Here is a 25,255-nt window from a genome sequence, read left to right as displayed (position 1 = left end):
CGCCGGCATCATCCCTATCGGCCGCTCCAACCTGCCCGAGTTCGGCCTGCTGCCCGCCTCCGAGGCGCTGCTCACCGGCCCGGTCGCCAACCCCTGGAAGCTCGGCCACAGCGCCGGCGGTTCGTCTGGCGGCTCGGCCGCGGCCGTTGCCGCCGGCATCGTCACCGTCGCCCATGCCAATGATGGCGGCGGCTCGATCCGCATCCCGGCGTCGGCCTGCGGCCTCGTCGGCCTCAAGCCCAGCCGCGGCCGCATGGGCGGCGAGGCGGCACGCCGCCAGGTCACCGATTTTCCCGTCAACGGCTGCCTCAGCCGCACGGTTCGCGACACCGCCGCCTGGCTCGCCGCGGCCGAGGCGCGCGGCAGCGACGCCCGCTATCCTGCCATAGGCCTCGTCACCGGTGCCGGCGATCAGCGCCTTCGCATTGCGCTTGGCCGCCGCGCGTCCGTGGGTACCGATCCGGACGAAGCGGTCGGCGCCGTGTTCGACCAGGCGGCGCAGTTGCTGGCCAGGCTGGGCCATCGTCTGGTCGACTTCACGCCGCCGTGGCACGGCGAGGCGGTGGCCGAGTCCTTCAGCCGTCTCTGGAGCCTGTGGGCGGCAACGGCCGTGCAAGCGGTCGGCGCCTATCTCGGTCGCCCCGCGACGCCCGAGGACGTCGAGCCGCTGTCGCTGAGCTGGGCCGCGCAGGGCGCCGCCCTGAAGCGGCCCGACATCGATGCCGCCATCGCGACGCTCTCGCTCCTCGACCGCGCCTATACCGCCCAGTTCGAGCGCTTCGACGTGCTGATGACGCCGGTGCTCGGCCTGGCGCCGCTGGCACTCGGCCAGCTCGACCCGCGCAAATCCTATGAAGAGCTCGAACCACTGCTCCTCCGCTACGTCGCCTACACCCCAATCGAAAACGCCGCCGGCGCCCCCGCCATCGCGCTCCCCATCGGCCAGACCCAGGACAACCTGCCGATCGGCATACAGTTCACCACCGCACCCGGCGGCGAGCGTCGGCTGCTCGAGCTGGCCTACGCCCTTGAGCGCCAGCTCGAGTGGCACCAGCGCACGCCACCGGTCTGGATGGCCGCATGAGCCGCCCGCTCAACCGCCGGCTCGATCCCGAAATGCTACTGCGCGCTTATGCCAGCGGCATCTTCCCGATGGCCGAGACCGCCGACAGCCCGGACGTGTTCTGGGTCGAGCCCAAGCGTCGCGGCGTGCTGCCGCTCGCCGATTTCCATGCCCCGCGCAGCCTGATCAAGGCGCTGAAGCGGGACCAGTTTCACTTCACCCATGACCGCGCCTTTGCCCGGGTCCTCGCCGCCTGCGCGGCCCCCGGCCCCGGCCGCCCACAGACCTGGATCAACGGTTTGATCCATGATGCCTGCATCGCGCTCCACGCCCGCGGCCAGGCGCACAGCGTCGAGGCCTGGACGGCGGACGGCCGGCTGGCCGGCGGGCTCTACGGCGTACGGCTGGGCGGTGCCTTCTTCGGCGAATCGATGTTCACCCATGTCACCGACGGATCAAAGGCAGCGCTGGCGGCGCTGGTCGTGCGGTTGCGCGTCGGCGGCTTCACCCTGCTGGATACCCAGTTCCTCACCGAGCATCTCGCCCGCTTCGGTGCCCGGGAGATCGAGCGGAAGACCTATCGGTCGCTGCTCTCCGGCGCGCTCGGCGTCGCCGCCGATTTCGGCGCGCTGGACCGGCTCGCCGATGGGGTTGACCCCGCCGCCACTGTGTCAGGCCCGGTCTCCGGCCATGTCATCGCACAGGCCTTGACCCAGACATCGTAGCGCGGGTGCTCAAGCGGATTCAGCGACGGGCTCTGCGCGAACATCCAGCCTGAGTACACCCGCCTGCGGCTGCGCGCACCGACCTCGTCGATCTGCAGGAAGGCGCCGGTCAGCCGCGATTCCCACGGTGGCGTCGTCTCGCAGCTTCGCGCCACCACCGCCAGGTCGCCAAAGCGGAACTCCTCGCCCGGCTTGCCTTCGAAGCTGCGGGTCACACCGGTCCGCTTGTCGAGCGCCGCAATCGTCACGACGCGCTCGGCATTGGGCGTGGCACCTGGCGCGGGCGTCGCCGGCTTGGGTGCGGGCTTCGGGGCCGGCGTGGTGGCGGGCGCCATTGCCGGTGCTGTCGTCTGGGCCACCGCAACGCTGGCAGTCACCCCGGCAGCGATCAGCAACAGGAAACGGCTATTGCGGCGCGGCATCGCTGCTGCTGCTCTCGCCCCCACCCATGCCACCGCCAGCCTCGCCGCTGCCGCCACTGTCGCCGCCGCTGCGATTGACCACACTGCCGATCAGCCCCATCAGGTCGGCCGCGCCCGAGGTCTCGATAATCTCCTCGCCGGGCTTCAGCATCACCTCGTCGGCACCGGGATTGAGCGCGATGAAATTGCCGCCGAGTAGACCTTCGCTGGTGATTGCCGCGCTACTGTCGATCGGCAGCTTGAGATTGGACTGGATCGAAAGCTCGAGTACCGCCTGATAGCTGGCCGGATCGAGCCGCTGCGCCGCCACCCGCCCCACGGTGATGCCGGCGAGCTTCACATCGGTGCCTGGCGTGATGCCGGCAACGCTCGGGAATTTGGCGACCAGCAGATAGCCGTCGCCGCGCCCGGCTTGCGTCCGCTCCCAGGCGAAATTGACGAAAAACAGCGCCACCAGCACGACCATCAGACCGACCAGCGCTTCGACGATATTGTCCTTCAGCAGCGCCTTCACGTCATGCGTCCGGCGACCAGGCGCGATAATCCCCGGTTGCCGCCGCCCGCTTGCCGCCGCTTTCCAGCGCACCGGCCGGGCGATAGGCCGCCACCGTGCCGGTCGCATTGGGCACCCAGGGCCGCTCCCAGACGCGCGCCGTCACCGGCGCTTCGCTCGGCGGCAGCGCCACGGTCTTGTGCATCCACTGGTGCCATTCGGGGGGAATCCGCGTGGCCTCGGGCGCGCCATTGTAGATCACCCAGCGCCGTTCGCCGGGGTCGCCGGCCTTGCCGCTGCGGTAATAGATATTGCCTTCGCCGTCGCGTCCGACTTCGGTGCCGTTGCGGCTGGTGAAGATCCGGGTACCGACACCAGGGCCGTTCCACCAGGTGAACAAGGTCGAGAGCATTCCCATGCGCCTCTCAAACCCCAGCGGGCCGACAAAGGCAAGCCCTTCCCCGCCTGTGCGCTTCGAAACTCAGCGCTTCCGCCGCACCTTGTCGCCGGGCCGCAACCCGATCCGCGTCGCCTCGCCGGCATTCAGCTCGATCACCGCCGCCGTAATCCCGCCCGAGTCGATCATCGCCCGTGAATAGGGCTTGCCCGCACCGATACTGACCACCCTGTCGTCAGGCCCGACGAATACCAGGTCGAGCGGCAGCGGCGTGTTCATCATCCAGAACGAGGCCTGGCGCGGCGGCGAGAACGGAAAAATCATCCCGCGGTCGCGCGCCATCGTCTCGCGGAACATCAGCCCGCAGCTCTGCTGGTCTGACGTCGCCGCCAGGTCCACGACATAGCGATGGCTGCCGGTGCGCGTCACCATCGTCACCGTCTGCTCCGGCAGCCCGACATTGGGGCATGCCGCCGCCGGCACGGCCAACAACAGACCGAGAAATGCAAACGGCAACACGACAATACGCATAGGGTCAGGCCTCGGGCGCGCTGGCTCCGCCTGCCAGGATGGTGACGACCAGCGGCCCCTTATGCCCCGAGGCGATGCGCGCCTGCAAGGCCTGGCCCGGCGCCAGTTCAAGCAGCCCGGCGCGCCGAACCGTCTCCATGTGCACGAAAATATCCTCGTCGCCGCCCGGCCGCACCACGAAACCATAGCCCTTCAGCCGGTTGAACCACTTGACCTGGACGTCCTCATAAGCGCCTGCCGCGGCCAGCATTGCCTGCGGGTTGACCCGGTCGGCCGCACGCTCGGCCACGGCCTCCGGATCGGGGCCAATGGCGGTGGACAAGTCGATGTCGATGATGCGCCGGGCCTGGCGCCCGCGGTCCCGCGCCACCACACCGCAGGTCAGCGTCGCGCCTTCCGGCAGCGTACGCCGACCGGCATCGCGCACCACGGTAAAATGAATGAGAACATCGCTGCCGATCCCGTCTGCCGGCACCATGAATCCATAGCCGCGCACCGGATCGAACCACTTCACAGTGCCACGAAGGACCGCTTCTTCAACGTCGGCCTCAATATCGAGAATATGTTCCAAAAGCCCCCTCCACGCAACGCTCGCTCCCCAGCGAATGGTCCATCATATAAGACTGCAGGGAATCCGCAAAGCATGAAATATTCATACTCCGCCAGCCGTCTGTTCATGAGGCGAAGACTTGGCACCCCGGGCTGACACAGGGCCCCGCAGCGCGCTATGAACATCCTTCGAACCAGAAAGCCTCCGCCCATGAACCTCTCCGGCTCCGTCGACATCGCCGCCCCCCGCCACTCTGTCTGGGCGGCACTCAACGACCCCGACACGCTGGCCCGCTGCATCGAGGGCGTCGAGACCCTCACTCGAACCGCCGCCGAGGACGGCGAGCGGCTCGAAGGCAAGATGAACGCCAAGGTCGGCCCGGTCCGCGCCACCTTCAGTGGCTTCGTCCGGCTCACCGACGTTGTCGAAGGCACCAGCTACCGGCTGGTCGGCGAGGGCAAGGGCGGCGTCGCCGGCTTCGCCAAGGGCGAGGCCGATGTCCGGCTCGAAGACGCCGGCGCAGGCACCACCCTGTCCTATGATGTCCGCTCGTCGGTCGGCGGCAAGCTGGCCCAACTCGGCGCCCGGCTGATCGAAGGCACCGCCAAGGGCTATGCTGAAAGCTTCTTCGCCCGGCTCAAGGCTGAGCTCGAAACCCCACCCGAACTGACCGTCGCACCCGAGCTGCCGTCCGTCCCCGTCGCCGCCCAGGCCCCCGAAGCCGTATCCGCCTCTCCTGCCCCAACGCCCACCCCGCCCGCCACCGGCAAGGGTCTCTCCCCCACCGTCTGGGCCAGCCTGCTGATCCTGCTCGTCCTTGCCTTCCTGTTCTGGCAATGGGGCTGAGCGCCATGGCCGACGGCAATGAAGACCTCGCCACCCTGCAGGCCGCCGCCCGCTGGGCAGCGGCCGGCCACAAGGTCGCCATCGCCACGGTCGAGAGCGCCTGGGGCTCGGCGCCGCGCCGCCCCGGCAGCCACCTCGCAATCCGCGATGACGGTGCCTTCGAAGGCTCGGTCAGCGGCGGCTGCGTCGAGGGCGATGTCATAGTCGAGGCCCAGGCCCTGCTCGCCAGCGGCGAAGGCCAGCGGGTCCTCGATTACGGCGTCGCCGACGAAACCGCCTGGCAGGTCGGGCTAGCCTGCGGTGGCAGTATCCGCGTCCGCGTCCAGCGCCTCGCCGATGATGGCTATCCGGCCGCGCTGATCGACACCCTCGCCGACGCCGCCCGCGCCGGGCACAGCGAAACGGTGCTCACCGATCCCGACACCGGCCAGAGCCGCGCCGCCGGCCCCCATGAAACCCCGCCGGAAACGCTGATCGTCCGCCCCTGGTCGCCGCCGCGCCGGCTGGCAATCATCGGCGCCGTCCATATCGCCCAGGCGCTGGTGCCGCTCGCCCAGGCGCTCGGCATCGCCACCACCATCATCGATCCGCGCACCCTGTTCGCCACCGAGAGCCGCTTCGCCGGCCTGCCGCTCGATCGCCGCTGGCCGGACGAGGCGCTGGCCGAATGGGCGCCCAACGCCGCCAGCGCCGTCGTCGCCCTCACCCACGACCCGAAGATCGACGATGTCGCCCTCGCCGCCGCCGTCGCCTCACCGGCCTTCTATGTCGCCGCGCTCGGCAGCCGCAAGAACCACGGCAAGCGCCGCGAACGCCTCGCCGCCCGCGGCATCGCCGAAGCCGACCTCGACCGGATTCACGGCCCCGCTGGCCTCGCCATCGGTGCCGAAGGCCCGGCCGAAATCGCGCTCAGCATCGCCGCCGAATTGACCGCCGCCTGGCACAAGGCGCCGATCCTCGCCCTCCGACGCTGAGCGTGCGCTTCGAGGACCTGCCGCTCGCCGCCGCTGAAGGCGCGCTGCTCGCCCACGGCCAGCGGCTCGGCGACACCCGCTGGAGCAAGGGCCGCCTTCTCACCGCCGGCGATCTCGCCGCCGCCGCCGCCGCCGGCCTCAACCGTCTCACCGTCGCCCGGCTCGACCCCGATGACGTCGGGGAGGACGACGCCGCTGCCACCCTCGCCCGGGCGCTGGCCGGTCACGGCATCGAGGCGCTGCCCGCCGCCCATGGCCGCGCCAACCTCGCCGCCACCGCCGACGGCCTGATCGAACTCCACCCCGCCGCCATCGATACCATCAACAGCCTTGATGAATCGCTGACCATTGGCACCCTCGCCCCGCTCGCCCGCGTCAGCCAGGGCGAGATCGTCGCCACCATCAAGGTCATCCGCTACGCCGTCGACAGCGCCACCCTCGCCGCCGCCGTCGCCGCCGCCCATCCGCTCCGCCTCCACCCGTTCCGCCCGCAGCCGGTCGCCCTGCTCGCCACCCGCCTCCCCGGCCTCGCCGACAAGGCCATGGCCAAGACTGCCCGTGTCACCCGCGCCCGCATCACCGCGCTCGGCTGCCCATTCACCAACGCCGGCGCCGTCCCGCATGACACCGCCGCCCTCGCCGCCGCCCTCGCCGCCCGCCCGGAAGCCATCATCCTGATCGTCGGCGCCTCGGCCAGCGTCGACCGCGCCGACGTCATCCCCGCCGCCATTGTCGCCGCCGGCGGCGAGATCATCCGCCTCGGCATGCCCGTCGATCCCGGCAACATGCTCGTCCTGGGGCATCTCGACGGCCGCCCGGTCATCGGCCTTCCCGGCTGCGCCCGCTCGCCGCGCCGCAACGGCTTCGATATCGTCCTCGAGCGCCTCGTCGCCGGCCTCGCCGTCACCAGCGCCGACATCGCCCGCATGGGCACCGGCGGCCTGCTGCCCGAAGCCGAACGCCCGCAACCCCGCGCATGACCGCCCGAATGACCACCGGCGCCCTGCTCCTCGCCGCCGGCAGCGCCCGCCGCTTCGGCAGCGCCAAGCAGATCGCCACCCTGCGCGGCCAGCCGCTCATCGTCCACGCCGCCCGCGCCCTGCTCGCCGCTGACCTTCCCGTCATCGTCGTCACCGGCGCCCACGCCGATGCCGTCGCCACCGCGCTGGCCGCTCTGCCCCTCACCCTCGTTCACGCCCCCGATCACGTCCTCGGCATGGCGCACTCGCTCCGCGCCGGCCTCGCCGCCGCCCCCGCAACCTGGGACGCCGCTCTCATCGCCCTCGCCGACATGCCGGACCTCGAACCCGCCCTGCTCGCCACCCTCGCCGCCACCCCCGGCATTGCCCTGCCCGTCTGGAACGGCCAGCGCGGCAACCCCGTCCGCTGGCCCCGCGCCCACTGGCCCACGCTCATGACCCTCACCGGCGACGAAGGCGCCCGGCGCCTGCTCCCCGGCCTCCCCGTCACCGAAGTTCCCGCCCCCTCCGCCGCCATCCACCGCGACATCGACCGCCCGGAAGATCTATAAGGGTGCGTCCGGCGGCTGGGGCCGCAGGCCCCAGACCCCAAGAGTGAGGCCGGGGATAAACGCCGGCGGTTCATGCACGTCGAAAGCCCCTTGATGGGGTCTGGGGCCTGCGGCCCCAGCCGCCGGCGGCCTCCTTCCTCCCCACGGCGCGCACAAAAAAAGCCCGGCGGGGGACAACCCGCCGGGCTCGATCTGTCAGTCCTGAACCGCTGTTAGCGGCGGTCGCCCATGAAGCGCAGCAGGAACAGGAAGAGGTTGATAAAGTCGAGGTACAGCGTCAGCGCGCCCATGATTACGGCCTTGCCGGCAAACGACGTACCTGCCACTTCGGCGTACATGTTCTTGATCTTCTGCGTGTCATAAACAGTCAGGCCGGCAAACAGGAACACGCCGATGATCGAGATGCCGAGGTTCAGTGCGCTGGACTGAAAGAACAGATTGGCCAGCGACGCGACGATGATGCCGATCAGGCCCATCAGCAGGAACTTGCCGAAGCCGGACAGGTCACGCTTGGTAGTATAGCCGTAGAGGCTCAGCCCCGCGAAACCCGCAGCAGTGGCGAAGAAGGTCTGGGCAATCGACGCGCCCGTATAGGCGAGGAAGATCGTCGACAGCGAGGCGCCCATCAGCGCCGCATAGGCCCAGAAGATCGCCTTGGCAGCGCCTTCGGAAAGGCGGTTGATGCCGAAGCTCAGCCACATCACCAGCCCGAGCGGTGCCAGGATGACAACCCACTTCAGGATACCCGGCTGCATGAAGATCTGGCCGGCGAGCGACTGTTCCGGTGTCGCGCCCTGCGCAAACAGCAACGCGATGATGCCGGTCAGCAGAACGCCCGACGCCATATAGTTGTAAACCGAAAGCATATGGGCGCGCAGGCCCGCATCGAAGCTGGCCGAAACCTCTGCGGACGCCCGCCCAGAACCGATCCTGGCATCAAGCCGCGGATCAAACTGATTGGCCATCAATAACCTCCCAAAAGCCGGCGTGCCTGCCGGTGATGCGAGCAATATCGGGGATAACGCCGATTTTTTCAATGCTCAGCGGCGTCGCACTGCCGCAATTGTCGCCGGCGGCAAGACAGAGTGCCTCCGGCGGCTGGGGCCTTAGGCCCCAGACCCCAATTATCTGGTTGATCCATAAGGTCGTCCTGCTTTTGCCTGCGGAGGCCCAATCATCGGGGTCTGGGGCCTGCGGCCCCAGCCGCCGGAGGCATTCTTCATCTGAAGGTCGGCCCCCTAAAGCCCGCGCAGCACCGCGTTCGGCCGCGCCGACAGCGCCTGCCACGAGCCCAGCAGCCCCAGCACCACGGTCACCACCGCGCCGACCAGCACCGTAGCCACCACCGGCCACCATATCGGCTGCCATTCCAGCTCGAACACCTGGGTGATCACGAACCACCCGGCCACCGACCCGAGCAGCAGCGCCAGCCCGGCGACGATTGCCGCCAGCAGGCCGTATTCGATCAGCGTCGTCGCCGCCACCTGCCGCCGGCTGGCACCGAGCAGCTTGAGCAGCACCGCATCATAGGTCCGCGCCCGCGCGCCGGCTGCCAGCGCCCCCACCAGCACGGCGATCCCCGCCGCCACCGTCACCGACGCCGCCGCGCGGATCGCCGCCGACAGCTGCCCGAGCAGCGTGCTCACCTGGTCGATCACATCCTTCACCCGCACCAGCGATGCGGTCGGGAAGCCGTCCCCAACCGCCCGCTGCACAGCGCGCTCGCCCGCCGGCGGCACCGCTACCGTCGCCATCCAGCCATGCGGCGCCGCCTCCAGCACGCCGGGCGAAAACAATATCCCGAAGTTGAAGCCCAGCGACTGCCAGTCGATCTTGCGCGTGCTCGCCAGCTTTGCGGTGATCTCCACGCCCAGTACCGAGATCGTCAGCGTATCGCCAATCTTCAGCCCGAGCGATGTCGCCGCCCCGTCGTCGATGGAGATTAGCGGCGGCCCTGCATAATCGGCTGGCCACCATTGCCCGCTGATCAGCTCATTGCCCGCCGGCAGCGCGGCCGCATAGGAAAGCCCCCGGTCGCCGCGCAGGATCCACGCCCCCTCGGGCACCTCCATGTCGGCCACCGGTACCCCGCGCACCGCCGTCACCGGCCCGCGCAGGGACGGTACGAACGCCATCTCGGCCCCTGGCGCCGCCCGGTCGATCGCCGCTTCGAACCGATCGCGATCGACCTTGGGAATGTCGATGATGAAGAAGCTCGGTGCCCGCTCGGGGATCGTCCGGTTGATCTGCCCGTTGAAATTGCTTTCGATCGTCGCCAGCGTCGCAAACAGCGTCAGCCCCAGCCCCAATGCCACCACCAGCTGCCGCGTCGGCGCGCCGGGCCGGTGCAGATTGGCCAGTGCCAGCCGCAGCAGCATAGCGCGCGGCCTGGGCGCGGCGGCCGCCGCCAGTTTCACCAGCGCCGCCAGCCCCCAGAGCAGCAGGACAAGCAGCAGCGCCGCGCCGAGGAAGGACACCACGACAAGCTTGTCCTCGGCCCGCAGCAGCGTGATCAAGACGATCATCACCGCCGCCAGCGCCACGATCAGCGCCGTCGCCAGCGACGGCCGCGGCGGCCGCTCGGTCAGGCTGCGATAGAGCCGCGCCGCCGGCGTCGCCGCCGCCTCGGACAACGGCCACAGCGCAAACATCAGCGCAATCAGCAGGCCATAGCCGGCCGCGGCCGCCAGCGCCCCCCATTGTATCGCCAGCGACGGCGGCACCGGCAAGGCATCCGCCGCCACCTGCGCCGCCACCCAGGGTGCCGCCGCGCCGATCACCAGCCCCACCAGCACGGCGCCTGCCGCCACCAGCCCGATCTGCCAGAGATAGACCGTGCGCACGAGGCGTGAATCCGCCCCCAGTATCTTCAGCGTCGCGATCGTCCGCGTCCGCGCCGCCAGATAGGCGCCCACGCCGCCGCCGACGCCGACACCCGAGACGACCAGCGCCGTCAGCCCGACCAGGGTCAGAAACTGCCCCAGCCGCTCGACGAACCGCTGCGTCCCCGGCGCGCCATTGGAGCGGTCGCGGTAGCGCAGCTCGGATGCCGGCATTTCGGCCTCCAACCGCTTGACCAGCGCCTCAGGATCGACGCTTGCCGGCAGCCGCAGCCGATAATGGCTGCGGAACTGGCTGCCCGGCGCCAGCAGCCCGGTCGCCTCCAGGTCCTCGGTCCGCATCAGCAGCCCCGGCCCGAAGCCGAAGCCGTCGCCGGCCTTGTCCGGCTCCTCGGCGATGATCCCGGCGACGGCAAAGCGCCCGCTGCCGATCTCCACCGTGTCGCCGCGCCCCAGCTTCAGCCGCTCGGCCAGCGCCGAAGACAATGCCACCTGCCCCGGTGCCACCGTCCGCCCGCCGCCCTGCATCGAGAACCGCCCATAGAGCGGCCAGCCGCCATCGACGGCCTTGATCTCCGCCAGCGTCCGCGCATCGCCGGCCGACCCACCGGCCATGCCGCGCAGCTTCACCACAACCGCCAGCGGCCCCTCGCGCCGCAGCCGCGCCAGCTCGGCCGGCGTCGCGAAGCCGCTGGTCACCCGCGCCTCGATGTCGCCGCCGAGCACCTCCTGCCCGCGTTCCTGCAGTCCCGCCCGGATCGCCGAGGACAGGCTGCCGACCCCGGCCAGCGCCGCCACGCCCAGCACAAGGCAGACTGCAAGGAGCCGAAGCCCCTGCAGTCCACCCCGCAATTCCCGGAAAGCCAGGCGCAGCGCCAGGCTCAACCGGCAAGTGCCTCTTGAAGAAACGCCACCGTCGCCGCCCAGCTGCGCCGGTCGGCCGCCGCATTATAGGCCTGGCCGCCGGCCGGGTTGTTGGCATGCGGGTTGGTAAAGCTGTGATGGGCATGGCCATAGGCATGGATCTGCCAGTCGGCGCCGGCTTCGGTCAGTTCCTTAGCCAGCCCGTTGTGCGCTTCCGGCGGCGTAAACGGGTCTTCCCAGCCGTGCAGCACCAGCACCTTGGCGGTGATCGGCAGCTGCTCGCCGAGGTTCGGCGTGCCATAGACACCGTGGAAGCTCACCGCGCCCTTCACCCGCGGGTCGGCCGACCGCGCCAAGTCGAGCGCGCACATCCCGCCGAAGCAGAAGCCGATCGCCGCAATCCGGTCACCGTCGACCGCGGGATGCGCGGCCGCCGCGTCCACCGCCGCCAGCAGCCGCTGGCGCAGCGCCGCGCGGTTGCCGCCCCAGGGCGCGATCAGCGCACTATTGTCGGCCGCATGGTCGCCGCGCGTCCCCTTGCCGAATACATCGACAGCAATCCCGACATAGCCGAGCGCCGCCAATTTGTCGGCCACAGCATTGTCGAACGGCCCCTGCCCGGCCCAGTTATGCACCACCAGCACCGCCGGTCGCGGCCCGGATGCCTGCGGCAGCGCCACATAGCCTTCGCACTCTGCGCCCTGGTCCTGATACGAAAATGCCGTCATCATTCTCTCCTATTCGGCTACAGCGTCGAATGCCGCAGCGGTTGAACTGTCACTTGAAGTGTCCCGGGAACTGTCGCGAACGATTCGCCCGTCCTTCATCTCGATGATCCGATCACAGCGCGCCGCCAGCGCCGCATCATGGGTAATCAATATCAGCGTCGCCCCGGTCTCCTCCAGCCGCGCGAACAGCATCTCCACCACCGCCTCGCCGGTCGCCGCATCGAGGTTGCCAGTCGGCTCATCGGCAAAGATCAGCGCCGGCCGCGCCGCCAGTGCCCGTGCAATCCCCACCCGCTGCTGCTCGCCACCGGAAAGCTGGGTCGGATAATGGCGCATCCGGTGCCCCAGCCCCACGGACTCGAGCTCCGCCGCCGCCCGCGCGCCATGGCCGTCGATCTTCGCCAGCTCCAGCGGCACCGCCACATTCTCCAGCGCCGTCATCGTCGGGATGAGGTGAAACGCCTGTAGCACAATGCCGATCCGCCCGCGCCGCGCCCGTGCCAGCCCGTCCTCGTCCAGCGCCGAAAAATCCGCGCCTGCCACCAGCACCTGCCCGGAATTCGCCTGCTCCAGCCCGGCCAGCACCGCCATCAACGACGACTTGCCGGACCCGGACGGCCCCAGGATCGCCACCCGCTCGCCGGCCGCCACCCGCAGGTCGACCTGCCGCAGAACATCGACCCGGCCATCGCCGGCGCCAAAGCTCAGGGTTACATTTTTCGCATCGATAACAATATTGGGGGTCATGGGATTGTCCCGATAGAGGCTGATTGATGCAGGACCAAGTTTCACGATATGGCATGCTTCGTGGTTTTTGCCACCTTGCCGGCGGATTATTGTTGCTGATGCTGCCCATCGCCGCACACGCCGCCCAGACCATCCTCGCCTTTGGAGACAGCCTCACCGCCGGCTACCAGCTCAAGCCCGGCCAGGGCTTTGCCCCCCAGCTTGAATCCGCGCTGCGCGCCAAGGGTCGTGACGTCCGCGTCGTCATGGGCGGCGTCTCCGGAGACACCACCGCCCAGGGCCGCGCCCGCATCAGCTGGACGCTGGCCGGCATGAAGCAGAAGCCCGATCTCGTCATCCTCGAGCTTGGCGCCAACGACATGCTGCGCGGCCAGTCCCCGGCCACCGCCAAGGCCAATCTCGATGCGATGATCCAGACCTTTCAAAAGGGCGGCAGCCGCGTCCTGCTCGCCGGCATGCTCGCCGCCCCCAATTACGGCAAGGCCTATGTCAGCGAGTTCAATGCCATCTACCCCAGCCTCGCCAAGGCCCGCGGCGTCACCCTCTACCCCTTCTTCATGGACGGCGTCACCACCGTCAAAGGCATGCAACTCGCCGACGGCCTTCACCCCAACGCCGCCGGCGTCAAGGTCATCGTCCGCCGCATCCTCCCCACCGTCGAGGCCGAGCTCGACCGCCTCAAGCGCTGAGCCATGCACCGGCTGTTCGTCGCCCTCGAACTGCCGCTGCCGGTCCGCGACGCGCTGCTCTCTGCCCAGGGCGGCGTCTCCGGCGCCCGCTGGCAACGCGATGACCAGCTCCACCTGACCCTCCGGTATATCGGCGAGGTCGATCGCCACCAGGCGCAGGACATCGCCGCCGCCCTCGCCACCGTCAATTTCCAGCCCTTCACCCTCTCGCTCGCCACCCCCGGCACCTTCGACCGGCGCGGCCGCATCGACACGCTCTGGGTCGGCGTCAGTCCCCACGCCGACGTCACCGCGCTCGCCCGCCGCATCGATGCCGCCCTCACCCGCATCGGCATCCCGCCCCAGACCCGCGCCTTCCTCCCCCATATCACCGTCGCCCGCGGCCGCCTCACCGGCCCCATCGACGGCTTCCCCGCCCACCCGCTGCCCAGCGCCCCCTTCGCCCTCACCAGCTTCGCCCTATGGGAAAGCCGCCCGGGCCCGGACGGATCCGACTATGCGATCATCGAGCGCTATCCGATAAGGTAGGGGGCGGTAAGAGAAAGTGCCTCCGGCGGCTGGGGCAAAAGGCCCGATATCCGGCCTTTGCAAGACGACGGCCGACGGCACTGCGGGATCAACCAAATGATTGGGGTCTGGGGCCTACGGCCCTAGCCGCCGGAGGCATATCTTACCGCCGAAGGCCCTTCCTCAATCCCGATACGCCAGCACGGGCTTCCGCGCCGCCGCTGTCTCGTCCAGCCGACGGCGCGGGGCGAGGTGGGGGCTGGACCGGAACCGTTCCGGCTCGGCCAACATCCGTTCCCCGATCGAGCGCAGCGCCCCGATCAGCTGGTCGAGGCTGGCCTTGCTCTCGGTCTCGGTCGGTTCGACGAGCATGGCGCCATGAACGACGAGCGGGAAGTACATGGTCATCGGGTGGAAGCCCTCGTCGATCATCGCCTTGGCGAGATCGAGCGTGGACAGGCCGGTGCCGTGGAGGAAGTCGTCGGAGAACAGCGCCTCGTGCATGCAAGGCCCCGAGGCGGCGAAGGGCGCGGTGTAGAGGTCCTTCAGGCTGGCGAGGATATAGTTGGCATTGAGCACGGCATCCTCGGCCACCTGCCGCAGCCCGTCGGCGCCGTGGCTGAGGATATAGGCCAGCGCCCGCACGAACATTCCCATCTGGCCATGGAATGCGACCATCCGCCCGAAGCTCTGCGGCGCGGCGGTCACCGCCTCCGCCTCTTCCACCAGCTCGAAACCGTCGCGCGTCCTGCGCACGAACGGGATCGGCGCAAACGGCGCCAGCGCCTCGGAGAACACCACCGGGCCGCTGCCCGGCCCGCCGCCGCCATGCGGCGTCGAGAAGGTCTTGTGCAGGTTGATATGCATGGCATCGACGCCGAGGTCCCCCGGCCGCACCCGCCCGACGATGGCGTTAAAATTGGCCCCGTCGCAATAGACGAACCCGCCAGCGGCATGCACGGCCTTGCCGATCTCGATCATCTCGGGCTCGAACAGTCCGCAGGTATTGGGGTTGGTGATCATCACCGCCGCCACGTCCGGACCCAGCCGCGCCTTTAGCGCTTCCAGATCGACCCGCCCGCGCGCATTGGCCGGGATATTCTCCACCGCATAGCCGCAGAAGGCAGCGGTGGCCGGGTTGGTGCCATGCGCCGATTCCGGCACCAGCACCACCTTGCGGGCATCGCCGCGCGCCTCCAGCGCCGCCCGGATCGCCAGCATCCCGCATAATTCGCCATGCGCCCCGGCCTTGGGGCTCATGGCCACGGCCGGCATCCCGGTCAGCATCATCAGCCAGTGCGCCAACCGGTCGATCAGTTGCAACGCCCCCTGCACCGACGCTTGCGGCTGCATCGGATGGATATCGGCAAAGCCCGGCAGCCGCGCCATCTTCTCGTTCAGCCGCGGGTTGTGCTTCATCGTGCAGCTGCCGAGCGGGAAGATACCGAGGTCGATCGCATAATTCTGCCGGCTGAGCCGCGTATAGTGCCGCACCATCTCGGGCTCGGACAGGCCAGGCAGTTCGATCGGCGCCGTCCGTGCGACCGTCCCGAGACGGCTCGCCACTTCGGGCACCGGCGGCAGGTCGACCCCGCAGCGGTCCACCGCCCCGCGCTCGAACAGCAGCGGCTCCTCCAGCATCAGCCCCCGGTTGCCGGTCCAGGTGTCGCCCTCGGCTACCCCGCCGTCATCGGCCACCGGCCGCGTCACCCGTCCAATCGCGTTCATGCTCATGACAGCACCTCATCCAGCGCGTCTTCCAGCGCATCGAAATCCGCATCGGTCACCGTCTCGGTCACCGCCACCACCAGCCCATTCTCCAGCGCCGTCACCCCCGGGAACAGCCGCCCCAGCGACACGCCGCCGAGGATCTGCCGCTCCGCCAGCTTGCGCACCACGACCCGCGCCTCGGTCGGCAGTCTCAGCGTAAACTCGTTGAAGAATACCGGCGTCTCCAGCGACACGCCCGGGATCGCCGCCAGCCGCTCGGCCAGCTGCACGGCCCGGGCATGGTTGAGCGTCGCCAGATGCCGCAGGCCGCTCTCGCCGAGCAACGTCAGATGCGCCGAAAACGCCAGCGCGCAGAGCCCCGAATTGGTGCAGATATTGCTGGTCGCCTTCTCGCGCCGGATATGCTGCTCGCGCGTGCTCAGCGTCAGTACGAAGCCGCGCTTGCCATCGGCATCCACCGTCTCGCCACACAGCCGCCCCGGCATCTGCCGTACGAACTTGTCCCGCGTCGCGAACAGCCCCAGATACGGCCCGCCGAAGTTCAGCCCGTTGCCGAGTCCCTGACCCTCGCCGACAACGATATCCGCGCCCATCTCGCCCGGGGACCGCACCGCCCCCAGCGACACCACCTCGGTCACCACCACCACCAGCAGCGCGCCAGCGGCCTGGCAGGCCTCGGCCAGCGGTGACAGGTCGGCGACATGGCCGAAAACATTGGGGTTCTGCACCACCACGCAGCTGGTCTCGCCGTCCACCGCCGCGATCAGCGCCTCCAGATCATCCCCCGGCACACCCCCGCCCAGCACCGGCGCCCCGCAAACGATCTCGTCATCGGTAAACCGCGTCAGTGTCTGCAGCACCCCGACATAATGCGGATGCACCCCCGCCGAGACCAAGGCCTTTGCCCGCCGCGTCACCCGGCGCGCCATGAACACCGCCTCGGTCATCGCCGTCGAGCCGTCGTACATCGAGGCATTGGCCACCGCCATGCCGGTCAGCCGCGCCACCTGGCTCTGGAACTCGAACAACACCTGCAGCGTCCCCTGCGCAATCTCCGGCTGATAGGGCGTGTAGGCGGTCAAAAACTCGCCGCGCTGGATGACATGATCCACGCTCGCCGGCACATGATGCTTGTAGGCCCCGGCGCCGAGGAAGAACGGCACGGTCCCGGCGGTCAGGTTCCGCCCCGCCATCGCCGCCAGTTCGCGCTCCACCAGCATCTCGGGCGCATGGAACGGCAGGCCTTCGATCGGCCCGGCCAGCCGCGCGCCCGTCGGCACGTCGCTGAACAGCGCGTCGATGTCGGGCGCGCCGATCACCGCCAGCATGGCGGCGCGGTCGTCGTCGGTCAGCGGCAGGTAACGCATCGATGTCACTCCGGGAGAAAAGCGGAAAAGCGCAGGCGGACATAATCGGCCGTCCAGCGGCCGCGCCCATCGCGAAGCATCGGCGCCAGCCGCGCCTCGGTCTCGTCGATCACTGCCGCCTGCACCGCCTCGGGCACGCCGGCGGCGTCGAGGAAGCCACCGCGGAACGTCCGCAGCCAATCGGCCACCGACCCCGGCAGCGGCGTCGGCCGCGCCACGATCTCGCAGGCCGATACGCGGAAGCCGCCGGCCTCCAGCAGCGCCTCATACTCATCGGCCGCCGGATAGAATTGCCACTCCGGCGTGCCGATCGCCGCCAGCCCGCGCGCCACCAGCGTCGCCGACAGCGCCGCCCGGATCGCCGCGATATTGCCATGCCCGCCGAACTCGCCGACAAACCGCCCGCCCGGCTTCAGCGCCCGCGCGACATTGGCAATCACCGTCTCGGGCGGCCGGATCCAGTGCAGCGTCGCATTGCTGAACACCGCATCGTAAACGCCGACCTCGGACAGGTCCCGCGCATCGCAGACCCGCGCCGACAGCCCACGCGCCCGCGCCGCGCCAATCATCGCCGCATCGGCATCCAGGGCATCGACCTCGGCGCCGCTGGCGACGATCCGGGCCGTCAGCGCGCCGTCGCCGCAGCCCAGGTCGAGGATGCGCTCGCCGGCCTTCGGCGCCAGCCAGTCGAGCACCACATGGCCCAGCGCCGGCACGAACGCCGCGTTGGCGGCATAAAGCGCCGGGTCCCAGCCGACAGGCGATCCGTCCGCCATCAAAGCCCCGCCAGCATGGCCTGATAGGCCTCGGCGTCCATCAGCCCGTCCAGCTCGGAGGGGTCGGACAGCCGCAGCGTGAAGAACCAGCCCGCCCCTTCCGGATCGCTGTTAACCAGCGACGGGTCATCCTCCAGCGCCCGGTTCGGCTCGACGACGGTACCCGACGCCGGCGCATAGACGTCGGACGCCGCCTTCACCGATTCGACCACCGCGGCATCGTTGCCGCGCACCAGCACGGTGCCGGCGCCCGGTACCTCGGCGAACACCACATCTCCCAGCTGCTCCTGCGCATAGGCGGTGATCCCCACCGTCGCCACGTCCCCCTCGACGCGCAGCCACTCATGGTCCTTGGTATAATAAACCGTCATCAGCGCTTCCCTTCCCGCACATAATTCTTGGTCACGAACGGCATCGGCACCACCGTCGCCGCCAGCCGCCGCCCCCGCACCTCGATCTCCAGACCGGTGCCGTCGCCCGCACAGCCACGCTCGACATAGGCCATGGCAATCGGCCGCTCGAGGCTCGGCGAAAAGCCGCCCGAGGTCACCACCCCGACCGTCTGATCGCCCACATGCACGGTCGCGCCCTCGCGCGCCGGCGCCCGGCCGTCGATCGCCAGCCCCACCCGCAGCCGCGCCGGCCCGTCGAGCAGCTCGGCCATCAGCCGGTCCGCTGCCGGAAAGCCGCCCTCGGCCTTGCGCCGCTTCGATATCGCAAACCCCAGCCCCGCCTCGATCGGCGAGGTCTCCGGCCCCAGGTCATGGCCATAGAGCGGCAGCCCGGCCTCCAGCCGCAGCGAATCGCGCGCGCCCAGCCCGATCGGCCGCACCCGCGCATCGGCCAGAAGCGCCTCGGCCAGCGTCTCGGCCGCCGCCGCCGGCACCGAAATCTCGAAACCGTCCTCGCCGGTATAGCCGGACCGGCTGACCCAAAGCGCCTGCCCCTGCCAGTCGAACCCGCCCGACCGCATGAACCGCAGCGCCGCCACGCCCGGCACCAGCCCCTCCAGCACGTCCACCGCCTCAGGCCCCTGCAGCGCCAGCAGCGCCCAGTCGGTGCGATGGTCCACCGCCAGCCCGGCCGCCGCCATCACCGCGATGTCGGCAGCCTTCATGGCGCCATTGACCACGAGGTAATAGTCACCCGCCCGCCGCGTCACCATCAGATCGTCGAGAATGCCGCCGGCCTCGTTCAGCAGCAGCGAATAGCGCAGCACCCCTTCGCCCAGTCCGGCGATGTCGCCCGGCAACAGCGTCTCCAGCCCGGCCGCGTCGCCGAGCGGCAGCAGAATCTGCCCCATGTGGCTGACATCGAACAGCCCGGCATGGCCGCGCGTCCACAGATGCTCGGCGATGATTCCCTCATACTGGATCGGCATCGAATAGCCGGCAAAGCCGACCATGCGCGCCCCCAACCGGCGATGGAGCGCATCGAGCGGCAGCGTCATCAGTTCGGTATCGACAGTCTCGGCCACACGGACCTCCGGCAACAGCGCACGCACGCAGGACGATTCCCGCGCACCTGCCCCCGTCTGTCACCGGACCTGAGAGCTTTCACAGCGCACGCGCTGCTTACCCCTTCGGTGGGAGGCCCGCCCGAAGGCCACCTCCACTTTCCAGAATGTCGTGACTACGTCAGCGCGGTCCACCGTGCCTGAGAGATTCCGGGGGCGGCTTGCTCCTTCGGCGGTGGGCTCAGACCTCGCGGCCTCCCCCACACTCTCCCGCGCTGACGCCAGACTCTCGCCTGACGACGCCCCCTAGGTGCGGGAACCCCGTCGGCCTGTCAACACAGCTTGTCGGGACGGCTTATTTGGTGACGTTGAACGCCAGCTGCTGCTCGCTCAGCTGGAAGCCGACCAGCAGCTCGAAGCTGGCCGCGCGCAGTGCCGCCCGCACCTCGGGATCGGCCATCGGATCGACCGCCGCATCCGGATCGCCGGGCTTGCGCTTGCGGTTGATGATCTTCTGCACGCCTGCCGACAGCGACGCTGCGTCGCGGTCGATCGTCGCCCGCGCCGAGCCCACGCCGACGCCACGCGCCTGCCCGGCCGGAAAATCGATGGTCACGCTCGCCACCTGCTTCGAGACCAGCAGATTGCCGCCCTGCACCACGCTGGCGAACACCGGCAGCTGCACCTGACGCGCCGCCGAAGCATCGCTGCGCCGCGCCACCACCTGGTAGCTGACATCGCTGACCAGCTGCTCGACGCCCTCGTTGCAGGTGCCACGCACATTGGTCATCGACGCCACCAGATCGACATTGGCCGCATCGGGCGCCGTACCCGGATAAAGCAGCGTCATGTCATTGGCATAGATCGGCACCGCGACCGCCGCGCACGGCGACCGCTTGACCACCAGCGGGTTGCGCTGGCACCCGGCCAGCACCAGCGCGCCAAGGCCCAGCAGGGCAACCGCACGAACGACAGGCAATCTCAGGACCGACACTATAAATGACCTTTCACGGCCGATGCGGGAACGAAAGACCCCGCTTAACCCATCTTGGAAGCGGCGTCATGCCCCGCCGCGCGCGCCCCCGCAAGACTGTAGCGTCGGGCCAGCCGATCGCCTAAAGGACAGGCCATGACCGACACGCTCGCTTCCCCGCTCGCCGACACCAGCGCACGCCCCGATCATCGCCCCCCGCTGGCCGTGCTGATCGCCGCCCCGCGCGGCTTCTGCGCCGGCGTCGACCGCGCCATCAACATCGTCGAGCTGGCCCTCGAGCGCTGGGGCGCCCCGGTCTATGTCCGCCATGAGATCGTCCACAACCGCTTCGTCGTCGACACGCTGAAGGCCAAGGGCGCCATCTTCGTCGAGGAGTTGGACGAGGTGCCGGACGGTGTTCCCGTCGTCTTCTCGGCGCACGGCGTCCCCAAGTCGGTCCCTGCCGCCGCCCAGGCGCGGGACCTCAACTATCTCGATGCCACCTGCCCGCTGGTCTCCAAGGTCCACCGCCAGGCCGAGCGGCTCGCCGCCGCCGGCCGCCACATCCTGTTCATCGGCCATGAAGGCCACCCCGAGGTCATCGGCACCTTCGGCCAGGTCCCGGAAGGCTCGATGACGCTGATCGAGACCGTCGACGACGCCCGCGCCGTCACCGTCGCCGATCCCGCCAACCTCGGCTTCCTCACCCAGACCACCCTGTCGGTCGATGACACCGCCGATGTCGTCGCCGAGCTGCAGCGCCGCTTCCCAGGCATCATGGGCCCGCGCGGCGACGACATTTGCTACGCTACCTCCAACCGCCAGGCCGCCGTCAAGGCAATGGCGCCGCGCTGCGACCTCGTCCTCGTCATCGGCGCCACCAATTCCTCCAATTCGCAGCGCCTGCGCGAAGTCGCCGAGCGCGAGGGCGCCCGCGCCTTCCTGATCTCGCGCGCCTCGGACATCGACTGGCAGTGGTTCGACGGCGTCACCACGCTCGGCCTCACCGCCGGCGCCTCGGCACCCGAGGTCCTCGTCCAGGAAGTCCTTACCCGCCTCGGCAGTCACTTCACCGTCCACACCGAGAATGTCACCACCGCCGTCGAGGAGGTCGTCTTCAAGCTGCCCCGCGCGCTCGTCGGCGATTGAGCCGATGGCAGTCTATACGGCGGTCACCGCCGAGCATCTCGCCGCCTTTCTCGCTGGCTATGATATCGGCGAACCGCTGAGCTTCAAGGGCATCGCCGAGGGCGTCGAGAACAGCAACTACCTGCTCGATACCACCGCCGGCCGCTATATCCTCACCCTCTACGAGCGCCGCGTCCAGGCTTCGGATCTGCCGTGGTTCCTGGCGCTGATGACCCATCTCGCCGACGCCGGCCTGCCCGTCCCCCGCCCGATCCCGGACCGCACCGGCACCGCGCTGCAAACCCTCAACGGCCGCCCGGCCTGCATCATCGAATTCCTCCCCGGCGTCTCGGTCACCGAGCCGACGCCGGACGATTGCGCCGAAGCTGGCCTGGCGCTGGCCCGCCTCCACCGCGCCGTCGCCAGCTTCACCGCCGAACGCCCCAACGCCTTGGGCCCGGAGAGCTGGGGTCCGCTCGCGGCCCGCTGCGACGGCCGGTTCGGCGAGATCGACCCGGCGCTCGCCGCCCTTGTCGAGTCCGGCCTCGCGGCTACCGCCGGCTGGCCCGCCGCCCTGCCGCGCGGTACCATCCACGCCGACCTGTTTCCGGACAATGTCCTCATCCGCGCCCACACGGTCTCCGGGCTGATCGACTTCTACTTCGCCTGCACCGACCTGTTCGCCTATGATTATGCCATCACCCACGCCGCCTGGTGCTTCACCGCCGATGGCCGCACCCACCACGCTGACCGCGCCGCCGCGCTGGCCCGCGGCTATGCCGAGGTCCGCCCTCTAAGCGAAGCCGAAGCCGCCGCCCTCCCCGTCCTCGGCGCCGGCGCCGCGCTGCGCTTCACCCTCACCCGCGCCTATGACTGGCTCAACACCCCCGCCGACGCGCTGGTCACCCGCAAGGACCCGATGGCCTTTGCCCGCCGCCTCGCCTGGTACCAGGACGCCACGCCCGACATGATGCTCAAATGACCATCACCGCCAACGACGACCATCTCCCCCTCGTCGTCATCGCCACCGACGGCGCCTGCAAGGGCAACCCCGGCATCGGCGGCTGGGGCGCCCTGCTGCGCGCCGCCAACGGCCAGGAAAAGACCTTGAAGGGCGCCGAACGCCTGACCACCAACAACCGCATGGAGCTGACCGGCGCCATCGAGGCGCTCAACGCCCTCAGCCGCCCGGCCCGAGTCATCCTCTCCACCGACAGCAATTACGTCAAGGACGGCATCACCAAATGGGTCCATGGCTGGGTCCGCAACGGCTGGAAGACTGCCGACCGCAAGCCGGTCAAGAACGCCGAGCTCTGGCAGGCCCTGCTCGCCGCCACCGCCCGCCACAAGATCGACTGGCGCTGGGTCAAGGGCCACGCCGGTGACCCCGACAACGAGCGCGCCGACGCCCTAGCGAACGAAGCCATCGCCGAGATGCGCGCCGGCTAGATTTCCCCGTCCGCTTTCGCCTCGCGATACTCGTCCATCACCTCGTCGACATCCTCGCGATCCTCGGCCGTCACCGGGTCCGGCGCGTCGTTCGCCGGCCTCGGACCGCCCAGACAGACCTCGGCACTGATCGGCAGATGGTCCGACCCGACATTCTCCAGCACCGAGATCGACCGCACCGCAAACTCCGGCGTCACGAACAGATGGTCGAGCGGCCAGCCCAGCCATGGCACCTGCGCCGGAAAGGTCGGGAACACCCCCCGCCCGACACGCGGGTCCAGATAGCCGCCGATCCGCTTGAACAGTTGCGACGTGTGCGACCAGGCCACGTCGTTGAAGTCACCCAGCGCCAGCACCGGCAGCCGCTCCCTGGCCGCCCGCCGCGCCGCCACGGCAATTTCGGCGTCGCGCGCCTCGGTATCCTTTCCGGGCACCGGCGGCTGCGGATGCAGCGCGATCACCCGGAACGGCACCCCGCCCTCCAGCACCGCATCCACCGACGGCGTGTCCTCGTCGGCAATCGATTCGATCCGCCCCCGCCGCATTGCCAGCCGGGTCGCAAAGATCATCCCATAGGTGTTGCCATGCGTCTCGCTCAGCACATGCGGATAGCCCTTCAGCACCCCGTCCAGCGCCGCCGCCCAGCGGTCGTCGGTCTCCATCAGCACCAGGATGTCGGGATCAACCCGCTCGATCAACCGCAGCGTCCGCCCATAGTCCCGGTTCGATTCGAGCACGTTGAACGCCATTGCCGTGAAGCATTGTCCCGGATGGCCGTCGCCCACCAACGCCATCTCGGTCTTCGCCAGCGGCGTGTAGGGAAAGACCCGCACCATCTGCCACCCGGCCGCCACCGCGCACAGGGGCGCCAGCCACCGCCTGCCCGCCCGGTCGATCCACACCAGCACCGCCATCACCATCAGCAGCGCGCACAACAGCTGAAGACGCGGAAAATCCCATATCCGCATCCACCATTCATTCGATTCGATCAGGCTGCATCCGGTGGCCAGAACCAGAAGCCCGGCCAATATCCGGATCACGATAATGATGATACGCATGCTCGCCCCGGCGCCTCGACTTGCTGCCCTTGCCCGCAACGGACTGAGGCAGGCAAGGAACATTCGGCCCCCCGCCCGATTATTCTCGTTCACACATCATTGATTTCACTATTCCGGAAGGCTCGATCCCATGAAAAAAGGCGCCGTCATCTTCGCCATCATCGCGCTCATTCTCGGCGTGCTGGCGTTCGGCGGACTGGTCAGTGTCGCCTGGGAAGTCACCAAGCTGCTGTTCTGGATCGCCCTGATCATCGCGGTGGCGCTGGCCATCCTCAGCCTCACTGTCCGCAAGAAGTTCAAATAGCCTCGAACCGGTCGACCCCGCTGTCGTCGGACAGTCGCCGCAGCCGTCCGCGCGCCTCCAGCCAATGGAGGTGCGCGACTGCCTCGCCGGTGGCGATCCCATAATCCCGCTCGCCGATCGGCTTGCGGAACAGCGTCGAAAAACTCTCGAATGCCGTCCGCGGCACAGCGCACAGCGCATGCAGCTTGGCCAGCTTGTCATGGTGATCGGCCGCCAGCTGGTCGAGCCGGACATGCAACCCCCGGAACGGCTCGTTATGCGCCGGCAACACGAGCACATCGGGATCGATCGCGCGCAGCGCCTCGATCGACTCCAGCCAGTCCCCCAGCGGATCGGCATAGGGCTCGGTCGGATAGACCGACACATTGCTGGTAATCCGCGGCAGCACCTGGTCGCCCGAGATCATCAGCCCGTCGGTGACCAGGCACAGATGCTCGGGCGAATGGCCGCGCCCGGTCACCAGCCGCCACTCGCGCCCGCCGATCGACAGCACCTCGCCGCCGCGCAGCCGCCGGAACCCCGCCGGCAGCGCGCTGACAATCTTCCCATAGCGCCCCCAGGGCTGGCTGCGCAGCGCCTGGATCGCCGTGTCCGGCCAGCCGGCCCGCACCGAAAAGTCGATCGCCTCGCCCGGCGGCTCGGGCCTGATGTCGAGCGCCAGCATCCGCGCCAGCAGATATTCGGTCCGCGCCATCTCCAGCGGCACCCCCCAGCGCGCGCACAGCCAGCCGGCCAGCCCGATATGGTCGGGATGAAAATGCGTGACGATCACCCGCCGCACCGGCCGCCCGCCGAGCCCGTCCTCGAACAGCTGCGCCCACAGCCCCCGCGTCACATCGTCGGACAGGCCGGTATCGACCAGCACCCAGCCGTCGCCGTCCTCGAGCGCCCACAGATTGATATGGTCGAGCCCGCCCATCGGCAGCGGCATCCGCAGCCAGTGCACGCCCGGCGCCACCTCGAACAGCGCACCCGGCCCCGGCACCCAGCGCCCATGCGGATAGTGCAGCCCCCGCCGCTCCTCCGGCGCCCGCTCCGCATCGGGTGACCCGAGCACCGGGCCGGCATAAGCGGTAAGCGACGTATCAGACATCCCTCGGCTCTAA

General features: G+C 69.3%; 28 protein-coding genes, 1 pseudogene and 2 riboswitches. Of the genes and pseudogenes, 12 read left to right on the top strand and 17 right to left on the bottom strand.

Going from position 1 to position 25,255, the window contains the following annotated elements; translation table 11 throughout:
* Positions 1-1,084, top strand: a 1,084-nt coding sequence (locus tag ACTIFJ_RS09965; RefSeq protein ID WP_439533960.1) for an amidase family protein, incomplete at its 5' end; no start/stop codon positions are given.
* Positions 1,081-1,788 carry a leucyl/phenylalanyl-tRNA--protein transferase gene (aat, locus tag ACTIFJ_RS09960; protein ID WP_439533959.1) on the top strand — a complete coding sequence of 236 codons (708 nt, stop codon included), beginning with the start codon at positions 1,081-1,083 and terminating at the stop codon, positions 1,786-1,788. The genes ACTIFJ_RS09965 and aat, both read left to right, overlap by 4 nt.
* 35 nt (positions 1,789-1,823) lie before the next feature.
* On the opposite strand, the pseudogene ACTIFJ_RS09955 reads toward aat, so the two are convergent.
* The 5 genes and pseudogenes from ACTIFJ_RS09955 to ACTIFJ_RS09935 all read right to left on the bottom strand — a co-directional run.
* A pseudogene (locus tag ACTIFJ_RS09955) lies at positions 1,824-2,123 on the bottom strand (DUF2155 domain-containing protein); the annotation flags it as partial.
* Positions 2,124-2,193: 70 nt separating this feature from the next.
* A complete protein-coding gene (gene mlaD / locus ACTIFJ_RS09950; protein ID WP_439533958.1) occupies positions 2,194-2,724 on the bottom strand; it encodes an outer membrane lipid asymmetry maintenance protein MlaD in 531 nt (176 codons plus the stop codon).
* A gap of 1 nt (position 2,725) precedes the next feature.
* Positions 2,726-3,121 carry an NADH:ubiquinone oxidoreductase subunit NDUFA12 gene (locus ACTIFJ_RS09945; RefSeq protein WP_439533957.1) on the bottom strand — a complete coding sequence of 132 codons (396 nt, stop codon included), beginning with the start codon at positions 3,119-3,121 and terminating at the stop codon, positions 2,726-2,728.
* Positions 3,122-3,184: 63 nt separating this feature from the next.
* Positions 3,185-3,631, bottom strand: a complete 447-nt coding sequence (locus ACTIFJ_RS09940) for a DUF192 domain-containing protein (RefSeq protein ID WP_439533956.1) — start codon at positions 3,629-3,631, stop codon at positions 3,185-3,187.
* Between the two features lie 4 nt (positions 3,632-3,635).
* Positions 3,636-4,145 carry a cold-shock protein gene (locus ACTIFJ_RS09935; RefSeq protein WP_439533955.1) on the bottom strand — a complete coding sequence of 170 codons (510 nt, stop codon included), beginning with the start codon at positions 4,143-4,145 and terminating at the stop codon, positions 3,636-3,638.
* A 246-nt stretch (positions 4,146-4,391) separates the two neighbouring features.
* On the opposite strand from ACTIFJ_RS09935, the gene ACTIFJ_RS09930 reads away from it, so the two are divergent.
* From ACTIFJ_RS09930 to ACTIFJ_RS09915, 4 genes are read left to right on the top strand one after another with little or no spacing between them, the layout of a single operon-like run.
* Positions 4,392-5,027: a CoxG family protein gene (locus tag ACTIFJ_RS09930; protein ID WP_439533954.1), complete on the top strand. Its 636-nt coding sequence runs from the start codon at positions 4,392-4,394 to the stop codon at positions 5,025-5,027.
* Between the two features lie 5 nt (positions 5,028-5,032).
* Positions 5,033-6,001, top strand: coding sequence for an XdhC family protein (locus tag ACTIFJ_RS09925; protein ID WP_439533953.1), 969 nt, complete (start codon positions 5,033-5,035; stop codon positions 5,999-6,001).
* A 2-nt stretch (positions 6,002-6,003) separates the two neighbouring features.
* Entirely contained in the window at positions 6,004-6,981 is a 978-nt protein-coding gene (locus tag ACTIFJ_RS09920) for a molybdopterin-binding protein (RefSeq protein WP_439533952.1), read from the top strand.
* Positions 6,978-7,532, top strand: coding sequence for a nucleotidyltransferase family protein (locus ACTIFJ_RS09915; protein WP_439533951.1), 555 nt, complete (start codon positions 6,978-6,980; stop codon positions 7,530-7,532). The genes ACTIFJ_RS09920 and ACTIFJ_RS09915 overlap by 4 nt, the downstream gene beginning before the upstream one ends.
* Positions 7,533-7,744: 212 nt before the next feature.
* On the opposite strand, the gene ACTIFJ_RS09910 is transcribed toward ACTIFJ_RS09915, so the two are convergent.
* The 4 genes from ACTIFJ_RS09910 to ACTIFJ_RS09895 all read right to left on the bottom strand — a co-directional run bounded on the left by ACTIFJ_RS09910 (position 7,745) and on the right by ACTIFJ_RS09895 (position 12,711).
* Positions 7,745-8,497 (bottom strand): Bax inhibitor-1/YccA family protein, encoded by a 753-nt coding sequence (locus ACTIFJ_RS09910; protein ID WP_439533950.1) that lies wholly within the window; start codon positions 8,495-8,497, stop codon positions 7,745-7,747.
* 273 nt (positions 8,498-8,770) lie between these two features.
* Positions 8,771-11,257 (bottom strand): ABC transporter permease, encoded by a 2,487-nt coding sequence (locus ACTIFJ_RS09905; protein WP_439533949.1) that lies wholly within the window; start codon positions 11,255-11,257, stop codon positions 8,771-8,773.
* Positions 11,254-11,964 carry a dienelactone hydrolase family protein gene (locus ACTIFJ_RS09900; RefSeq protein ID WP_439533948.1) on the bottom strand — a complete coding sequence of 237 codons (711 nt, stop codon included), beginning with the start codon at positions 11,962-11,964 and terminating at the stop codon, positions 11,254-11,256. The genes ACTIFJ_RS09905 and ACTIFJ_RS09900 overlap by 4 nt, the downstream gene beginning before the upstream one ends.
* Positions 11,965-11,973: 9 nt before the next feature.
* Positions 11,974-12,711, bottom strand: a complete 738-nt coding sequence (locus tag ACTIFJ_RS09895; protein ID WP_439533947.1) for an ABC transporter ATP-binding protein — start codon at positions 12,709-12,711, stop codon at positions 11,974-11,976.
* 98 nt (positions 12,712-12,809) lie between these two features.
* On the opposite strand from ACTIFJ_RS09895, the gene ACTIFJ_RS09890 reads away from it, so the two are divergent.
* Together ACTIFJ_RS09890 and thpR are read left to right on the top strand one after the other, a co-directional pair.
* Positions 12,810-13,400 carry an arylesterase gene (locus tag ACTIFJ_RS09890; RefSeq protein WP_439533946.1) on the top strand — a complete coding sequence of 197 codons (591 nt, stop codon included), beginning with the start codon at positions 12,810-12,812 and terminating at the stop codon, positions 13,398-13,400.
* A 3-nt stretch (positions 13,401-13,403) separates the two neighbouring features.
* Positions 13,404-13,928, top strand: a complete 525-nt coding sequence (gene thpR / locus ACTIFJ_RS09885) for an RNA 2',3'-cyclic phosphodiesterase (RefSeq protein WP_439533945.1) — start codon at positions 13,404-13,406, stop codon at positions 13,926-13,928.
* Positions 13,929-14,090: 162 nt separating this feature from the next.
* Here the strand turns inward: thpR and gcvPB are convergent, their stop codons facing one another.
* From gcvPB to ACTIFJ_RS09855, 6 genes are all read right to left on the bottom strand, one after another.
* On the bottom strand, positions 14,091-15,641 hold the full coding sequence (gene gcvPB, locus ACTIFJ_RS09880) for an aminomethyl-transferring glycine dehydrogenase subunit GcvPB (RefSeq protein WP_439533944.1): 1,551 nt from the start codon (positions 15,639-15,641) through the stop codon (positions 14,091-14,093).
* On the bottom strand, positions 15,638-17,005 hold the full coding sequence (gene gcvPA, locus ACTIFJ_RS09875; RefSeq protein ID WP_439533943.1) for an aminomethyl-transferring glycine dehydrogenase subunit GcvPA: 1,368 nt from the start codon (positions 17,003-17,005) through the stop codon (positions 15,638-15,640). The genes gcvPB and gcvPA overlap by 4 nt, the downstream gene beginning before the upstream one ends.
* A gap of 5 nt (positions 17,006-17,010) precedes the next feature.
* Entirely contained in the window at positions 17,011-17,781 is a 771-nt protein-coding gene (locus ACTIFJ_RS09870) for a class I SAM-dependent methyltransferase (protein ID WP_439533942.1), read from the bottom strand.
* Complete coding sequence (gene gcvH / locus ACTIFJ_RS09865) at positions 17,781-18,152, bottom strand: glycine cleavage system protein GcvH (protein ID WP_439533941.1); 372 nt, start codon at positions 18,150-18,152, stop codon at positions 17,781-17,783. Before gcvH ends, ACTIFJ_RS09870 begins: the two co-directional genes overlap by 1 nt.
* Complete coding sequence (gene gcvT, locus ACTIFJ_RS09860) at positions 18,152-19,231, bottom strand: glycine cleavage system aminomethyltransferase GcvT (protein ID WP_439533961.1); 1,080 nt, start codon at positions 19,229-19,231, stop codon at positions 18,152-18,154. The genes gcvH and gcvT overlap by 1 nt, the downstream gene beginning before the upstream one ends.
* A 74-nt stretch (positions 19,232-19,305) precedes the next feature.
* Positions 19,306-19,413: riboswitch (glycine riboswitch) on the bottom strand.
* 1 nt (position 19,414) lies between these two features.
* A riboswitch (glycine riboswitch) is annotated at positions 19,415-19,520 on the bottom strand.
* Between the two features lie 72 nt (positions 19,521-19,592).
* Positions 19,593-20,231, bottom strand: coding sequence for a hypothetical protein (locus tag ACTIFJ_RS09855; RefSeq protein WP_439533940.1), 639 nt, complete (start codon positions 20,229-20,231; stop codon positions 19,593-19,595).
* Positions 20,232-20,366: 135 nt separating this feature from the next.
* On the opposite strand from ACTIFJ_RS09855, the gene ispH reads away from it, so the two are divergent.
* The 3 genes from ispH to rnhA are packed head-to-tail and all read left to right on the top strand — an operon-like array spanning position 20,367 to position 22,787.
* Complete coding sequence (gene ispH / locus ACTIFJ_RS09850) at positions 20,367-21,359, top strand: 4-hydroxy-3-methylbut-2-enyl diphosphate reductase (RefSeq protein WP_439533939.1); 993 nt, start codon at positions 20,367-20,369, stop codon at positions 21,357-21,359.
* A 4-nt stretch (positions 21,360-21,363) separates the two neighbouring features.
* The gene (gene thrB, locus ACTIFJ_RS09845; RefSeq protein ID WP_439533938.1) at positions 21,364-22,320 is read left to right on the top strand and encodes a homoserine kinase; all 957 of its coding nucleotides are present in this window, start codon (positions 21,364-21,366) and stop codon (positions 22,318-22,320) included.
* Positions 22,317-22,787, top strand: a complete 471-nt coding sequence (gene rnhA / locus ACTIFJ_RS09840) for a ribonuclease HI (protein ID WP_439533937.1) — start codon at positions 22,317-22,319, stop codon at positions 22,785-22,787. Before thrB ends, rnhA begins: the two co-directional genes overlap by 4 nt.
* On the opposite strand, the gene ACTIFJ_RS09835 is transcribed toward rnhA, so the two are convergent.
* Positions 22,784-23,845, bottom strand: coding sequence for an endonuclease/exonuclease/phosphatase family protein (locus ACTIFJ_RS09835; protein WP_439533936.1), 1,062 nt, complete (start codon positions 23,843-23,845; stop codon positions 22,784-22,786). The two genes, rnhA and ACTIFJ_RS09835, sit on opposite strands and share 4 nt — an antisense overlap.
* 130 nt (positions 23,846-23,975) lie before the next feature.
* On the opposite strand from ACTIFJ_RS09835, the gene ACTIFJ_RS09830 reads away from it, so the two are divergent.
* A complete protein-coding gene (locus tag ACTIFJ_RS09830) occupies positions 23,976-24,149 on the top strand; it encodes a DUF1328 domain-containing protein (protein WP_439533935.1) in 174 nt (57 codons plus the stop codon).
* Here ACTIFJ_RS09830 and ACTIFJ_RS09825 read toward each other — a convergent pair.
* Positions 24,142-25,242, bottom strand: coding sequence for an MBL fold metallo-hydrolase (locus tag ACTIFJ_RS09825; RefSeq protein ID WP_439533934.1), 1,101 nt, complete (start codon positions 25,240-25,242; stop codon positions 24,142-24,144). The genes ACTIFJ_RS09830 and ACTIFJ_RS09825 overlap by 8 nt on opposite strands.
* Positions 25,243-25,255 lie beyond the last annotated feature (13 nt).

This window comes from Polymorphobacter sp., assembly GCF_051860865.1.
GTDB lineage: Bacteria > Pseudomonadota > Alphaproteobacteria > Sphingomonadales > Sphingomonadaceae > Sandarakinorhabdus.
This window is presented reverse-complemented; position numbering and strand designations above follow the sequence as displayed.

What these genes read in the sequence shown, in the direction of transcription:
- ACTIFJ_RS09825 (WP_439533934.1), bottom strand. Translation starts at nt 25,242, where the DNA reads ATGTCTGATACGTCGCTTACCGCTTATGCCGGCCCGGTGCTCGGGTCA.
- gcvT (WP_439533961.1), bottom strand. Translation starts at nt 19,231, where the DNA reads ATGACGCTGCCGCTCGATGCGCTCCATCGCCGGTTGGGGGCGCGCATG.
- rnhA (WP_439533937.1), top strand. Translation starts at nt 22,317, where the DNA reads ATGACCATCACCGCCAACGACGACCATCTCCCCCTCGTCGTCATCGCC.
- gcvPB (WP_439533944.1), bottom strand. Translation starts at nt 15,641, where the DNA reads ATGAGCATGAACGCGATTGGACGGGTGACGCGGCCGGTGGCCGATGAC.
- ACTIFJ_RS09910 (WP_439533950.1), bottom strand. Translation starts at nt 8,497, where the DNA reads ATGGCCAATCAGTTTGATCCGCGGCTTGATGCCAGGATCGGTTCTGGG.
- gcvH (WP_439533941.1), bottom strand. Translation starts at nt 18,152, where the DNA reads ATGACGGTTTATTATACCAAGGACCATGAGTGGCTGCGCGTCGAGGGG.
- ACTIFJ_RS09830 (WP_439533935.1), top strand. Translation starts at nt 23,976, where the DNA reads ATGAAAAAAGGCGCCGTCATCTTCGCCATCATCGCGCTCATTCTCGGC.
- aat (WP_439533959.1), top strand. Translation starts at nt 1,081, where the DNA reads ATGAGCCGCCCGCTCAACCGCCGGCTCGATCCCGAAATGCTACTGCGC.
- ACTIFJ_RS09925 (WP_439533953.1), top strand. Translation starts at nt 5,033, where the DNA reads ATGGCCGACGGCAATGAAGACCTCGCCACCCTGCAGGCCGCCGCCCGC.
- ACTIFJ_RS09945 (WP_439533957.1), bottom strand. Translation starts at nt 3,121, where the DNA reads ATGGGAATGCTCTCGACCTTGTTCACCTGGTGGAACGGCCCTGGTGTC.
- ACTIFJ_RS09835 (WP_439533936.1), bottom strand. Translation starts at nt 23,845, where the DNA reads ATGCGTATCATCATTATCGTGATCCGGATATTGGCCGGGCTTCTGGTT.
- gcvPA (WP_439533943.1), bottom strand. Translation starts at nt 17,005, where the DNA reads ATGCGTTACCTGCCGCTGACCGACGACGACCGCGCCGCCATGCTGGCG.
- ACTIFJ_RS09915 (WP_439533951.1), top strand. Translation starts at nt 6,978, where the DNA reads ATGACCGCCCGAATGACCACCGGCGCCCTGCTCCTCGCCGCCGGCAGC.
- ACTIFJ_RS09930 (WP_439533954.1), top strand. Translation starts at nt 4,392, where the DNA reads ATGAACCTCTCCGGCTCCGTCGACATCGCCGCCCCCCGCCACTCTGTC.
- thrB (WP_439533938.1), top strand. Translation starts at nt 21,364, where the DNA reads ATGGCAGTCTATACGGCGGTCACCGCCGAGCATCTCGCCGCCTTTCTC.
- ACTIFJ_RS09900 (WP_439533948.1), bottom strand. Translation starts at nt 11,964, where the DNA reads ATGACGGCATTTTCGTATCAGGACCAGGGCGCAGAGTGCGAAGGCTAT.
- thpR (WP_439533945.1), top strand. Translation starts at nt 13,404, where the DNA reads ATGCACCGGCTGTTCGTCGCCCTCGAACTGCCGCTGCCGGTCCGCGAC.
- ACTIFJ_RS09940 (WP_439533956.1), bottom strand. Translation starts at nt 3,631, where the DNA reads ATGCGTATTGTCGTGTTGCCGTTTGCATTTCTCGGTCTGTTGTTGGCC.
- ACTIFJ_RS09890 (WP_439533946.1), top strand. Translation starts at nt 12,810, where the DNA reads ATGCTGCCCATCGCCGCACACGCCGCCCAGACCATCCTCGCCTTTGGA.
- ACTIFJ_RS09870 (WP_439533942.1), bottom strand. Translation starts at nt 17,781, where the DNA reads ATGGCGGACGGATCGCCTGTCGGCTGGGACCCGGCGCTTTATGCCGCC.
- ispH (WP_439533939.1), top strand. Translation starts at nt 20,367, where the DNA reads ATGACCGACACGCTCGCTTCCCCGCTCGCCGACACCAGCGCACGCCCC.
- ACTIFJ_RS09895 (WP_439533947.1), bottom strand. Translation starts at nt 12,711, where the DNA reads ATGACCCCCAATATTGTTATCGATGCGAAAAATGTAACCCTGAGCTTT.